General features: G+C 71.8%; 11 protein-coding genes. 2 read left to right on the forward strand and 9 right to left on the reverse strand.

Annotation, left to right across the window (positions count from 1 at the left end; genetic code table 11):
• Nucleotides 1-175: 175 nt before the first annotated feature.
• The 8 genes from crtI (WYO_RS27680) to croR all read right to left on the reverse strand — a co-directional run bounded on the left by crtI (WYO_RS27680) (nt 176) and on the right by croR (nt 8,413).
• Nucleotides 176-1,705 (reverse strand): phytoene desaturase family protein, encoded by a 1,530-nt coding sequence (gene crtI, locus WYO_RS27680; RefSeq protein ID WP_007569016.1) that lies wholly within the window; start codon nt 1,703-1,705, stop codon nt 176-178.
• Between the two features lie 103 nt (nt 1,706-1,808).
• Nucleotides 1,809-2,651 carry a type 1 glutamine amidotransferase gene (locus tag WYO_RS27685; protein ID WP_007569018.1) on the reverse strand — a complete coding sequence of 281 codons (843 nt, stop codon included), beginning with the start codon at nt 2,649-2,651 and terminating at the stop codon, nt 1,809-1,811.
• A 103-nt stretch (nt 2,652-2,754) separates the two neighbouring features.
• On the reverse strand, nt 2,755-3,963 hold the full coding sequence (locus WYO_RS27690) for an ABC transporter permease (RefSeq protein WP_007569020.1): 1,209 nt from the start codon (nt 3,961-3,963) through the stop codon (nt 2,755-2,757).
• Nucleotides 3,960-4,940 (reverse strand): ABC transporter ATP-binding protein, encoded by a 981-nt coding sequence (locus WYO_RS27695; protein WP_007569022.1) that lies wholly within the window; start codon nt 4,938-4,940, stop codon nt 3,960-3,962. The genes WYO_RS27690 and WYO_RS27695 overlap by 4 nt, the downstream gene beginning before the upstream one ends.
• Before the next feature lie 4 nt (nt 4,941-4,944).
• Nucleotides 4,945-5,316, reverse strand: a complete 372-nt coding sequence (locus WYO_RS27700) for a DUF2141 domain-containing protein (RefSeq protein ID WP_047170968.1) — start codon at nt 5,314-5,316, stop codon at nt 4,945-4,947.
• A gap of 71 nt (nt 5,317-5,387) precedes the next feature.
• Complete coding sequence (gene crtI, locus WYO_RS27705) at nt 5,388-6,977, reverse strand: phytoene desaturase family protein (protein WP_007569026.1); 1,590 nt, start codon at nt 6,975-6,977, stop codon at nt 5,388-5,390.
• 115 nt (nt 6,978-7,092) lie between these two features.
• Nucleotides 7,093-7,938, reverse strand: coding sequence for an RNA methyltransferase (locus WYO_RS27710; RefSeq protein ID WP_007569027.1), 846 nt, complete (start codon nt 7,936-7,938; stop codon nt 7,093-7,095).
• A 1-nt stretch (nt 7,939) separates the two neighbouring features.
• A complete protein-coding gene (croR, locus tag WYO_RS27715) occupies nt 7,940-8,413 on the reverse strand; it encodes a 3-hydroxybutyryl-CoA dehydratase (RefSeq protein WP_007569029.1) in 474 nt (157 codons plus the stop codon).
• A 178-nt stretch (nt 8,414-8,591) separates the two neighbouring features.
• Between croR and WYO_RS27720 the strand changes: the two genes are divergently transcribed.
• Nucleotides 8,592-9,209, forward strand: coding sequence for a cation transporter (locus WYO_RS27720; protein ID WP_007569030.1), 618 nt, complete (start codon nt 8,592-8,594; stop codon nt 9,207-9,209).
• Between the two features lie 8 nt (nt 9,210-9,217).
• Nucleotides 9,218-10,072, forward strand: a complete 855-nt coding sequence (locus WYO_RS27725; RefSeq protein WP_007569032.1) for a metallophosphoesterase — start codon at nt 9,218-9,220, stop codon at nt 10,070-10,072.
• On the opposite strand, the gene WYO_RS27730 is transcribed toward WYO_RS27725, so the two are convergent.
• Nucleotides 10,044-12,566 carry a PAS domain-containing protein gene (locus tag WYO_RS27730; protein WP_007569034.1) on the reverse strand — a complete coding sequence of 841 codons (2,523 nt, stop codon included), beginning with the start codon at nt 12,564-12,566 and terminating at the stop codon, nt 10,044-10,046. The genes WYO_RS27725 and WYO_RS27730 overlap by 29 nt on opposite strands.
• Nucleotides 12,567-12,838: the final 272 nt, after the last annotated feature.

Consider the following 12,838-nt stretch of genomic DNA (forward strand, 5'->3'; position numbering starts at 1 on the left):
CCCCCCTCTGCGGGGGAGGGTGGCCCGCGAAGCGGGTCGGGAGAGGGGAGCGACGCGTCCGGAAAAGTCGCGACGATCGCCTCATCCCGTACCGTCGCACTGCCCCTCTTGCGACCCTCGCTGACGCGCGGGCCACCCTCCCCCGCAGAGGGGGGAGGGGATGGCGGTGCAGGTGTCACGCCGAGGCGCGCAGCGTTCCGCGCGCGTCCTGATCGTGCGCGTCGGCGGCGATCCAGCCGGACATCATGACCATCGGCATGCCGGGGCCGGGATGGGCGGCGCCGCCGGCGAGGTAGAGGCCGCGCACCTGACGCGAGCGGTTGCCGGGCTTGAACGCGCCCATCACCCGGCCGTGCGAGGCCAAGCCGTAGATCGCGCCGTTGAGCACCCGATAGCGCTCGTGGATGTCCTGCGGGGTCAGATGGCGCTCGACGACGATGCGCTCCTCTAGGTCGGGCATGCCGGCGGTGCGCTTGAGCTTGTCCAGGATGGTCCGGCGGTAGTTCTGGAACAGGGGGCCGTCCGGGCGCCAGTCATGGTGCGGGCGCAGATACGGCGTGTGCACCAGGACGTAGAGCGCCTCGCCGCCCTCGGGGGCCACGCTCGGGTCGGTGGAGGAGGGGGCTGCCAGATAGGCGGTCGGGTCCGGGGCCGGCTCGCCCTTGTTGTAGATGTAGTCGAACTCCTCCTCGGGATCCCGGGAGAAGACGAAGTCGTGGTGGTTCAGGTGCTCGTAGCGCTTGTTCAGGCCGAGATAGAGCACCACGCCGGAGCAGGCCGGCTCGGGGTTCTTCTTCTCGTAGGCCTTGCCGGCGGCGCCGCCGACGAGCTCGCGATAGGTGCGGACCGAATCCATGTTGGAGATCACGGCGTCGAAGGGCGTCACGCCCTCGGCGGTGCGCACGCCCCGGACCGCACCGTTGGCGGTCTCGATCCCGGTCACCTCGGTGTCGGTCTTGCAGGTGGCGCCGAGTTCCTGGGCGAGCTTCGCCAGGCCCTCGGCCACCGCGCGGGTGCCGCCCATCGGGTACCAGACGCCGTCGGCCGTCTGCATGTGGGCGATGGCGCAGAGCACGGCCGGCGCGCCGTAGGGCGAGGAGCCGACATATTGCACGAAGTGGTCGAGCATCTGCGCGAGGCGCGCATCCTTGACCTTTCCGCGGATGGTCGAGGCCACCGAGGCGTGCATGCGCAGGGACAGTACGTCGCGCAGGGTGCCCGGGTTCATGTTCGCCCGGATGTTGATCGTGTCGAACAGGTCCTCGACCGGCTTCCAGAAAAAGAACTTTTCCGAGACGCCGTGCAGGTGCTCGGAGATCGAGAGAAATTTCTTGTAGCCGTCGCCGCTGCCGGGGGCGAAGCGATCCATGTCGCCGGCCATCCGCTCGATGTCCTGCATCAGGTCGATGTGGGAGCCGTCGTCGAAGAAGCAGCGCCATTGCGGGTCGAGACGGCGCAGGTCCATGTAGTCGTGGACCGAGCGGCCGGCCTCGGAGAAGATCCGCTCCAGCACCCGCGGCACCGTCAGGATGGTCGGGCCCATGTCGAAGCGGAAGCCGCCCTCGTGCAGCACCGCCGCCTTGCCGCCGAGCCAGCCGTTCTTGTCGTAGACCGTGACGCGGTGGCCGCGCGCCGCGGCCACGCACGCGGCCGCGAGTCCGCCGAGCCCGCTGCCGATCACGGCGACCGTCGAATCCTGGCTCATCCTGATAGGTCGCTCCCCGGGCCCGTCACAGCGTTGCCCGCATCTCGAAGCTAGACGCGAGGCCCCGCGGGTCAACGCGCCACCCGGTCGCGGCACCGGCCGTTCAGGCCCTGTCTGTGGACAGTTGCGCCAGGAAGTTACCGATCTCCCGGCGGCGCAGGGGCGCCTCGAGCACTTCCGGGCCGAGGCCGTGGCGCCAGGCGAGGCGGCGCGCCGCCTCGGGATCGTCGCCCTGGAGGCTTGCGATCTCGTCGGCATAGGCCGCCACCGCGTTCGGATCCGTTGCGAGGCCGGCCTCGACGATCGCCGTATCGCAGAGGCGCAGCATCGCGCCGACCTCCTCGAGGTCGAGTTCCGGGTGGTACTGCGTGCCCCAGAACCAGCCGGCCCCGTGCCGGATCTCGATGGCCTGGACGCCCAGCACCCGGTTGCCCGCCAGGACCCGCGCCCCCGGCGGCGGCTCCAGCACCGCGTCCGAATGGATCGCCGGCGCGTCCCAGACCGCTGGGCGGCCGGCCAGCAGCGGATGGGTCCGGCCTTCCTGGGTCGGGGTGATCGCCCGGGCGAAGCCGTATTCCGGCCCCCGCGGGTTCTCGGCCGCGTGCCCGCCGGCCACGGTGGCGGCGACCTGAACACCCCAGCAGGACCCGAACACCGCGAGCCCCGCCTCCAGGGCACTCCGCATCAGGTCGAGCTGGCGGGTCACCGCCGGCGTCGCCTCGGAGACCTTCAGGGTCGATCCGGTGAAGATCAGCCCGTCGAAATCCGACAGGTCCTGCGGCAGGGCCGCGTCGGCATCGGCCGGGTTGAGGAAGCGGCAGGCGGTCTCGGCGGCGAGGTCGTGGACCACGACGGCGTAGGATTCGGCCGAGGTCCGGCCCGTCGCTGCGACATGCCGGTCGCGGGCCGCCCGATCGTTGCCGTCGGCGATGAGCAGGCGGAGCATAGGGGTCTCACAATGCAGGAGCGCGGACCCTGCCCGATCGGCCGGGCCGTGTCCGGGTACGGCTGGTCGCAGGCGCGGCGCGGATCGTCGCGGCGTCGGCCGATCAGGCGGTCCGCCGGGCCACCAGGCCGAGCGCCAGGCCGAGCCCGCTCAAGGTCAGCACGCCCATCACCGCGAAGGCCGGCGCGGCGGACCCGAAGCCCTCGCCCAGGGCGTTCTGATAGGCCTCGATCGCCCAGGCGTTGGGCGTGAGCCAGCCGGCCTGCTGCAGCCAGGGTGGCATCAGGAAGCGCGGCACCATCGAGCCGCCGACCGCGGAGAGCAGCAGCACCCCGAAGGTCGAGGCGAGGTGGGCCTGCTGGCGGGATGCGGCCAGCGCGCAGGCGGCGAGCGCGAGGCCCGCGGCCATGGCTGAGACCAGCAGGCAGGCGGCGAGGAAGGCCGGCCAGTGCGGCCCGATTTCGACGCCGTAGAGCAGCGCGGCGGCCAGGAAGATGAGCCCGGCCTGGACCATGCCCTGGAGAGTCAGAAAGCCGAACTTGCCGAGCACCACCACCGGCAGGCCGCCGGGGCCGGCCATCAGGCGCTCGGCGATGCCGGTCTCCCGCTCCTCGACCAGCGAGAGCGCCCCCTGCATGGCGGCAAACAGCAGGAAGACCGCGGTGATCGCGCCGGCGTAGTAGCTCACCCGGGCGTTGGCGGTGCCGGCGGCGGTGCTCTGGCGCTCGACCAGCGCGGCGAAGCTGAACGGCTCCTTCTTGGCCCGCTGCTCGGCAAACGCCTCGTCGAGGAAGCGCCGCTCGTCCGGACCGATCTTGCCGGTGCGCTCGACATCCGCGACGATGCGCGAGAGCACCACGTCGGGCAGAGCCTCGTTCAGCACGCGCTGGAGCTGGCCGAGGGCGATCGGCGTGGCGAGCGCCTTGGCGGGGTTCTCGACCAGCACCACCGGCTGGTCGACCGGTCCGGGCGGGGCGTCCGCCGGGGCGGCGATCAGGTCGCCCCGGAGCACCAGCGCCACGTCGACCGCGCCGGCGCGGACCGCCTGGGTCACATCCGCCAGGTCGGTCGCCGGCAGGCGGGTGACCCGCAGGGACGGGTCGGCCACCAGGGCGTCGGCGAGGCGCTGGGTGGCCGCCGTCCGGGCGAAGTCGGCGAGCCCGAGATGGATGCGGATCCGGTCGCCGGTCGCCCCGGAGAAGATCGCCGCGAAGATGACGAAGATCACGGTGGGCAGCACGAAGGCCATCACCAGGGCGGCGCGGTCGCGCAGGAGGCTCAGAGCCATCACCCGGAACGCGGCGCCGATCATCCGGCGGCCCCAGCCCGGCGCGGCTCGGAAGCTCCGCGATCCGCGACCTCCCTGGGCCGGATCGCGTCGAGATACAGGGCCTCGAGCCGCGGAGCGCGGACCCGCACCTCGGCCACCGGCACGCCCTGGGCCCGCAGCGCCCCGAGCAAGGCCGCACCGTCGAGGCCGGAGCGCTCGACCGAGCGCCAGACCAGGCCGTCCGGCTCGGCCGGCACGAAGCCGCCGCGGCGCAGCACCGCCTCCGCGGCCGCGTCCGCCGGCAGGGCGAGGCTCAGCTCCCGCTCCGGCGCGCCGACCCGCAGCTGCGCGAGCAGGTCGGCGAGGCGCCCTTCGCGCACGATCCGGCCCTGCGCCAGGAACGCGACCCGCGAGGCGAGGCGCTCGGCCTCGGCGAAATCATGGGTGGCGATCAGGATCGCGGTGCCCGCGGCCTTGAGCCGGTCCAGAACCGCGTGGATCGCCGCCCGGGCGGCGAGGTCGACGCCGCTGGTCGGCTCGTCGAGCAGGACGAGGCGCGGCCGGTTCATCAGGCTCGCCGCGATGTTGACCCGGCGCCGGTAGCCGCCGGACAGGTCCCCCACCGGGCGCTGCGCCACGTCGGCGATGTCGGCCATCTCCAGGGCGGCCGCGACGGCCGCGCGCCGGTCGCGCCGGGGCACGCCCGCGAGCTGGCCGAAGACGCCGAGATTCTCGGCGACCGTGAGGCGGGGGTAGAGGGCGATCTCCTGGGGGACCCAGCCAATGCTCCGGCGGGCGCGGCCCTCTCGGAACGGGTCGGCGCCGGCCACCCGCACGGTCCCGGCGCTGGGGGCGAGGCGGCCCGCCACCAGGCGCATCAGCGAAGACTTGCCGGCCCCGTTCGGGCCGAGTAGCGCCAGGGTCTCGGCCGCGTCGAGGTCGAGATCGACCTGCTCCAGCACCCGCCGCCCGCGCAGGTCCAGGCCGACACCCGCGATCCTGACGAGGGGATCCTCCACCCCGTCACCGCCGCGGCAGGGCGCGGGCGAGCCGCACCCGCACGGCGGCGCCGGGCTCCTGCAGCGCGAAGGCCGCGTCGGAGAAGTCCGGCCGGCCCCTTCGCGCGACGGCGCCGGAGAAGCCGTAGGGTTCGAGCGGCAGGCCGAGCCCGGTGCGGTCGAGGCGGCCGTTGCCGTTGGCATCCTGGAAGGCCGCCACCGCATAGGCGCCCGGTGCCACGTCTTGGAAGGTGAAGGACGCCCGGCCCCCGGAGGCCGGCGCCTCGTCGCCGCGGGTGCAGAACGGTTCGGACAGGCCGCCCTGGCACAGGGCCACCCGGACCGGGCCGCCGCCGGGCTCGATCCCGTCGACCTCCACCTTCAGGGTCGCGGCCATCGCGCCCGAGCCGGACAGCAGGGCGAAAACGCCAAGGCCGGCGATCAGCGCCAGCCGGCCCGGCGCGCCGATCACGAGGCCTCGCCGGAGGTCGCCAGCGGCGCGGTGTCGGGGATACCGGCCTGGGACGCGGCGCGGGCGCCGGCCAGTTCCTCGATCAGCAGCCGGGCGGAGATGCGGGCGCCCTCGTAGATCACCGGCAGGCCGGAGCCCGGATGGGTTCCGCCGCCGACGATGTAGAGCCCCGGCCCGAAGCGGTTGTGCGGCCGGAAATACAGCATCTGCATCAGGTCGTGGGCGAGGTTGAAGGTAGCGCCCTCGTGGACCGCGAAATCCTCTTCCCATTGGGTTGGGTCGATGATCCGCTCGTAGCGGATGCGGGATTCGATGTCCTCGAGGCCCAGCCGCTTCAGCCGCTCCAGGATCAGGGCGCGGTAGCTCTCGCGGGTCGCCGCCCAGTCGATCCCGGCCTTGAGGTTCGGCACCGGCACCAGGACGTAGAGGGCGGTGTGCCCGGCCGGCGCCATGCCACCGTCGGTATAGCCGGCATGCTGGACGTAGAGGGAGGGCTGCATCGGCAGCGTCCCCTCGGTGATCTCCCGGATGTTGCGCTCGTAGCCGTCGGCCAGGAGGATCGTGTGGTGCCCCAGGGTGTCGGGCACTTTCCCCTCGATGCCGAGATACAGCATGAAGGTGGAGCAGGAGAGCCGGGCCTTGTGGATCTTGGCGTCGCGCCAGCGCGGGCGGTTCCGCTCCGGCACCAGGGCGCGCACGACCTTGGCGAAGTCGCCGTTGATCAGCACCGCGTCGGCGTTGAAGGTCTCACCGTCCACCACGACGCCGCTGGCGCGCTTGCCGTCGAACACGACACGCTCGACATTCGCGTTCAGCCGGATGTCGACGCCCATACGGCCAGCCAGGCCCGCCATCGCCTCGGAGACCGCGCCGCAGCCGCCGACCGGGTGATAGACCCCGTGCTCGTATTCGAGGAACGACAGGATCGTGAACAGGCTCGGGCACCGGAACGGCGACATGCCGAGGTATTTGGTCTGGAACGAGAAGGCGAGGCGCACCCGCGGATCGGCGAAGTAGCGCTTCAGGTCGCGGTCGACGCTGCGGCCGGGATGCAGATGGGGCAGGGCGGCCAGCATCGCCGGGCTCGCCATGCTGCGCAGGGTGTGGAAGGCCTGCTGCAGGATCGGCTTGAAGTAGTCGAGCTTCGTCCGGTTCTCGGTGAAGAAGGTCTTGACGTTCTTGGCGTCGTCGGGCGCCAGGCGGGCGATCTCCTCCTCCATCCGGGCGATGTCGCCGGTGGCGCGGATCGTGCCGGTGATCCCGTCCTCGCCCTCGAACACCAGGTGGTATTGCGGGTCGAGCCGCTCGAGCTTGACGTGGTCCTCGAGCCGCTCGCCGCAGCTCGTGAAGATGTCCGCGAGGATCTGCGGGTAGAGGAAGAAGGTCGGGCCGATATCGAACTTGTAGCCGCCCGGCGCGGTCACGGTCTTGGTGCGGCCGCCGACTTGCGCGTCCTTCTCGAACAACGTCACGTGGATCCCGGCGCGCGCCAGGAGCAGGGCCGAGGCCAGGCCGCCGGGACCGGCGCCGACCACGGCCACCCGGCGTCCGGTCAGCGCTCGCAAACCATCCCCAGACTGAAGCAACGCCGCCGACTCCCCTCGCAACCCCCGAACCCTACCGGCCAAGCTAGGCTCGCAACGCCCCAGGGCAATTGCAGCCCTTTGTCGCGCGTTCGGCAGCGGACGAAAAGGGATGACCTTAACCGACGGTTGCGAGCCGTCCCTGGCCGCGGGCGATCGCCTGCAGGGCGATCCCCGCCGCGGTGGCGACGTTGAGCGAGTCGAAGCCCGGCGCCATCGGGATCCGCACCGGGCGGGCCTGGCCGAGCGTGGCCGCGTCGAGCCCCGGCCCCTCGGTCCCGAGGATGAGCAGCACCCGCTTGGGTGTGGCGAGAGCGTCGAGCGATTCGGCCGCCCCGGGGCTCAGCGCCAGAGCTTCGAGGTCGAGCGTCCGGGCCAGCGTCAGCCAGTCCTGCCCGGGGGCGAGCCGGGCGAAGGGCTGGATCAGCGCGGCGCCGGCCGAGACCCGGATGCTCTTGCGGTAGAGCGGATCGCAGCTGGTGGCGTCGAGGAGCACCGCATCGGCCCCGAAAGCCGCCGCGTTGCGGAAGGCGGCGCCGACATTGTCGTGGTTGGTCAGGCCCGCGAGGCCGAGCACCAGGGCGGGCGCCGGGGCGGGCGGCACGAGGGCGGCGGGGTCGGGCTCCGGCCCGCGCCGGCCCACCGCCAGGACGCCGCGATGGATCGGGAAGCCGGTGACGGCGCTCATCACCGCCTTGTCGGCCAGATAGACTGGCGGCTTGTCCCGGCAGGCGGCCACGTCCGGGGCGAGGCCCGGCCAGCGCTCCGGGGCGAGCAGGATCGATTCCGCCCGGAACCGGGCCCGCGGGCCGAGCAGCAGCCGCAGGGTGACCTCACCCTCGGCGATGAAGCGCCGGGTGCGGCCGACGAGGTCGCGCTCGCGCATCCGGGTATAGGGTTCGAGGCGCGGGTCGTCGGGATCCGCGATCGGTTCCGCGGCGACCGTCTCCTCGCCGTGGTCCATCTCAGCTCTGCTGGCGCTCGGTGCGGACCGCCAGCGGGTCGGCCTCGGCCTTGGTCGGCACCTTCACCAGCGCCTCGCCGTCGAGGACGGTCTCCCCGGCCACGGAGCAGCGGCAGGCGAGGCGGGCCCGGCGGCGCTCCGGCATCAGCTCGGCCACCGTGACGGTGACGTCGACGATGTCGCCGATCCGCACCGGCGCGCGGAAGTTGAGGGTCTGCGAGATATAGACCGCCCCCGGGCCCGGCAGGCGTGTGCCGAGCACCGCCGAGATCAGCCCGGCCGTGTACAGGCCGTGGGCGATGCGCGTGCCGAACGGCGTGCGCGCGGCGAAGTGCTCGGACAGGTGGATCGGGTTGCGGTCGCCGGTGATCTCGGCGAATCCGACCACGTCGGAGGAGGCGATCGTCTTCGAGAGGGTTTCCGACAACCCGACCTCGAGATCCTCGAAATAGAGCACGCGCAATTCGGGCAGCATGGCTCGGCAGACCTCCGGTTCCGGCCGGTCGCAGCTCTGGCGCGGCCGGCTCAACAAGACCGCGTCGCACGATCGCGCCGCCGAATCCACCCGGACAAAGGCGCAAGATCCTTGAACTTTCTTGAGGCGCGGACAGGGTTTTCTCAACAGCGGCTCGACAGGCGCGCCGCACTCGGCGATGACGCGCCCCGTGACCGCTGACCCAGCCGCCCGTCCCGAGCCGCCCGCCCTGCGCCCGGTCGTCGCCCGCGTGGCGGCGCTCAACCTCGGCTATTTCGGCATCGAGATCGCGGTGGCCCTCGCCATCGGCTCCGTGGCGCTGATCGCCGACAGCCTCGATTTCCTCGAAGACGCGGCGATCAACCTGCTGATCTTCGCCGGGCTGTCCTGGAGCGCGCGCAACCGGGCGCGGCTCGGCACCGCCATGGCGTTCATCCTGCTCGTGCCGGCCCTGGCCACGGCCTACGCCGCCTATGAGAAGTTTGCCGACTTCGTGCCCCCGGCGGCGCTGCCCCTGACGTTGACCGGCCTCGGGGCGCTGGCGGTGAACCTCACCTGCGCGCTGATGCTCGCCCGGCACCGGTCCGGCTCCGGGAGCCTGACCCGGGCGGCCTATCTCTCGGCCCGCAACGACGCCTACGCCAACCTGGCGATCATCGCGGCCGGCCTGGTCACCGCCCTCCATCCCAGCCCCTGGCCGGATCTCGTCGCGGCGGCCGGCATCGCGATCCTCAACGCCGATTCCGCCGCCGACATCTTCCGGGCCGCCGCGGCCGAGCGCCGGGCCGCACAATAGGCATGTCGATGCGCATCTTCCCGATCTCGGACCTGCATCTGGAGCGGCGGCGGCTCGACCTGATCGCCCTGCCCACGGCGCCGTTCGACGTCCTCGCCTGCCCGGGGGACCTCTACGAGGGGCATCCCGAGCGGGGGCTCGCGGCCCTGGTCCACCTGGCGCAGGGCAAGCCGATCGTACTGGTGCCGGGCAACCACGAGCGCTACGCCCCGACGGGCGACCCGCGCACTGCCCCGGAGCTGCTGGCGGCCCTTGAGGCAGAAGTCGCCCGGGTGAATCAACTGGGCGCCCGCATCCACCTGCTTCAGGGCGCGCAGGCCTGCGTGATCGACGGCGTGCGCTTCGTCGGCACGACCCTGTGGAGCGACTGGCGGCTGGCCGGGCGCTGGCTCGCCGCGGACACGCCGGATCGGCCGGAGGATCCGGTGGCCTATGCCGCCGCGCGCATGACCGACCCGGTCACGGGCTCGCGCGAATATCTCGGATCGATCCGCAAACCCGACGGCGCGGCGTGGCAGCCCGCGGACGCCATGGCGGCGCATGCGGCCGAGCGCGAGGCGCTGCACGAGGCGCTCCGCATGCGCCATGACGGCCCGACCGTGGTGGTCACCCATCACCCGGCGAGCCCCCTGGCGGCGGACCGCTACCGGGACGAGCCCGGCGTGCCGTGGTGGGTGCCGGCCTTCTACGCCAGCACCGCGCTGGACGACCTGCCCGATGCCGAGCGCCCGGATCTGTGGATCTCGGGCCATTTCCACGCCGGGCACGACCTCCGGGTCGGCCGCTGCCGGTGGGTGTCGAACCCCGTCGAGGGCAAGAGCTACCGGGCCGACTTCAGCCTGCCGGTCGGGGCGGGAGGCTAGCGGGCGGCCGGTTGGCGGTCAGCTGGCGGAGAATGCGCCCGAGCTGCTCGGCCGAGTACGGCTTGTGCAGCAGCTCGAAGCCCTCCGTCCCGTCCTGCGCCAGGACGTGGCTGTACCCGGAGGCGAGCAGCACCGGCAGGCCGGGCAGCCGTTCGCGCAGGCGTTTCGCCAGGGCGATGCCGCCCATGCCCGGCATGACCACGTCCGAGAACACGACATCGAATCCGTTGCCGTTGGGCCCCAGCTTCTCGAGCGCGTCCTCGGCATTGACCGCCCAGGTCGTCCGGTAGCCCAGATCCTCGAGGATCTGCGTGGCGAACCGGCCGACCTCGAGGTTGTCCTCGACCACCAGCACGCTCTGGCCCGCCCCGATGGGGGAGTTGATCTCGGCGGGCGCCGCGCCGAGCGTCCGGTCATCCGACTCGACCGTGATCTCGGGCAGGTAGAGCGTGAACGTCGTGCCGTGGCCGAGCTGCGTCTCCACGTCCACGTCGCCGCCGGATTGCTTGGCGAAGCCGAACACCTGGCTGAGGCCCAGGCCGGTCCCCTTGCCCACCTCCTTGGTGGTGAAGAACGGCTCGAAGATCCGGCCGAGTTGATCGGGCCGGATCCCGGTGCCGGTATCGCTGAGCGACACGGCCGCGAAGGCGGTGTGCGTCCCGGCATGGCCGCGGATCTGCGGCAGCTTGCTCTCCCGGACGAGGCGCAGAGTGAGCGTGCCTTCCCCCGCCATGGCGTCGCGGGCATTCACGGCCATGTTGATCAGCGCCGTCTCGAACTGGCTCAGATCGGCCTTCACGAAACAGGGTTCGCCCGGGGTCTCGACCACCAGGCGGATGCGCGCGCCGGTGACGGTGTCGACCATCTCGGACACGCTGCGCAGGCGCTCGCCCACCTCGAACACCTCCGGCTTGAGCGCCTGCCGGCGCGCGAAGGCGAGGAGCTGGCCGGTGAGCTTGGCGGCCCGGTCGACCGTGTCCGACACGGCGTCGAGATAGCGGCGCTTGCGCTCCTCGGGCAGCTCGGGCCGGCGCAGGAAGTCCACGGACGAGCGGATGATCGTCAGCAGGTTGTTGAAGTCGTGCGCGACGCCGCCGGTGAGCTGGCCGACCGCCTCCATCTTCTGCGATTGGCGCAGCGCCTCCTGCGTGTTGGCGAGCTCGGCCTCCGCGCGCAGGCGCTCGGAGATGTCCTTGGCGTAGTGGAACGCGCCGATGATCGCGCCCTTCTCGTCGCGCAGGGGCGAATAGGACACCTCCCAGCAGGGCTTGGCGAGGTCGGGATCGCCGAATTCCTGGGTGACCGTGAAGCTCTCGCCGTCGAGCGCGCGGGCCATGAAGCCGCGCATGATCGGGGCCTGGTCCGGCGGGAACAAGTCGTAGAACACCTCGCCGATCTCCACCCGGTGGGCGAAGATGCGGTGGAATTCGTCGCTGTGCGCCCGGTTGAAAGCGATCAGGCGATACGCGGTGTCGAAGGCGCAGATCGGCGTGGCGCTCGATTCGAGGATGTCGCGTGACAGCCGCAGCTCGGCAGTCCGCGCCGCGACCTGCTTCTCCAGGCTTTCGTTGAGATCCTGCAGGGCTTGCGCCGCCGCCCGCTGGGCGCGCTCGGCGTGATAGCGCTCGGTCACGTCGCGGGAGATGCCGACCAGCTTGAGCAGGCCGCCCTCCTCGGGGAGGAACGGCGCGAAGCTCACCTCCCACCAGCGCGGCTCGCCCTTGCTGGTCGGGGCGAAGCCCTCGATCCGGGACGCCTCGCCGGCCTTCGCCCGCCGGACCGCGTCGCGCAGCTTGGCGCGCTCCTCCTCCGGCCAGAGCGCGGCGTATTCCTGCCCGAGGATATCCTGGACCGAATCGATCTGGTTCAGCTCCAGGCCGCGCGCGTTCATGAACTCGACGTGGCCTTCGGTGGAGAGCACCTTCACGCAATCCGGGCTCGCCGTCAGCACGCCTTTGACGAAGGCCTCGCTGCGCTGGAGCGCCTCGCCGGCCGCCAGGCGCCGGTGCGCGTCGAGATGGAAGCCGATGAGGTCGGCGAACATCCGGAACATGCCGACGATGTTCGGCCTATTCACCTGGGCCGGCTTGCGGTCGATGGCGCAGAGCGTGCCGAAGAAACTGCCGTCGGGCAGCGTGATCGGCACCGAGATGTAGCTCTCGAAGCCGTACAGCTTCGGGATCGCATGCTGCTGGAAGGCGGGATCCTCGGCGACATGGTCGATGATCACGGGCGCGGCGCTCCGCCGGATCTGGTCGCAGAAGGTGGTCGCGATCTGCAGCTCGTCGCCGGGCTTGAGGCCGAAGGCGATGTCGTCCCGGACGCTGCAGGCGATCCAGCGGTCCTCGGTCACCCGGGCGACGGCTGCGAAGCCCATGCCGGTGGTCTGGCAGATCACGTTAAGCATGGTCGGGACCGCCGCGATGCCGTCGACGGCGCTCAGGTCGGCCTGGATATCCTGCGGCAGGGACGGGCCGGGGGCGGGCGTGCTCATCGGATGGCTGCGACCCGGATTTGGGCGCGCGCCTTCGGCCCGCCGGCGCCCCGGCACAGGCAGGTGCCGTCCGGGACGCGGGGCGGCGCGGTGTTGCGGATCGGGGCGCTCGACATCGCTTGCCCGTCGCATGCGGTCCAGGGACTGTCAAAACACCGGGCCTGATCGGCGGAAGAATGCAGCTTCCAGTCGATAAGGGTCTTGGATTTCTACCCTCATACGCGCGACGTCCGCCGTTGACGCGACGAGATCTCCGAAGGACCTGAACCGGC

Origin of the sequence: Methylobacterium sp. GXF4, from assembly GCF_000272495.1 — a bacterium.
Classification (GTDB): Bacteria; Pseudomonadota; Alphaproteobacteria; order Rhizobiales; family Beijerinckiaceae; genus Methylobacterium; species Methylobacterium brachiatum.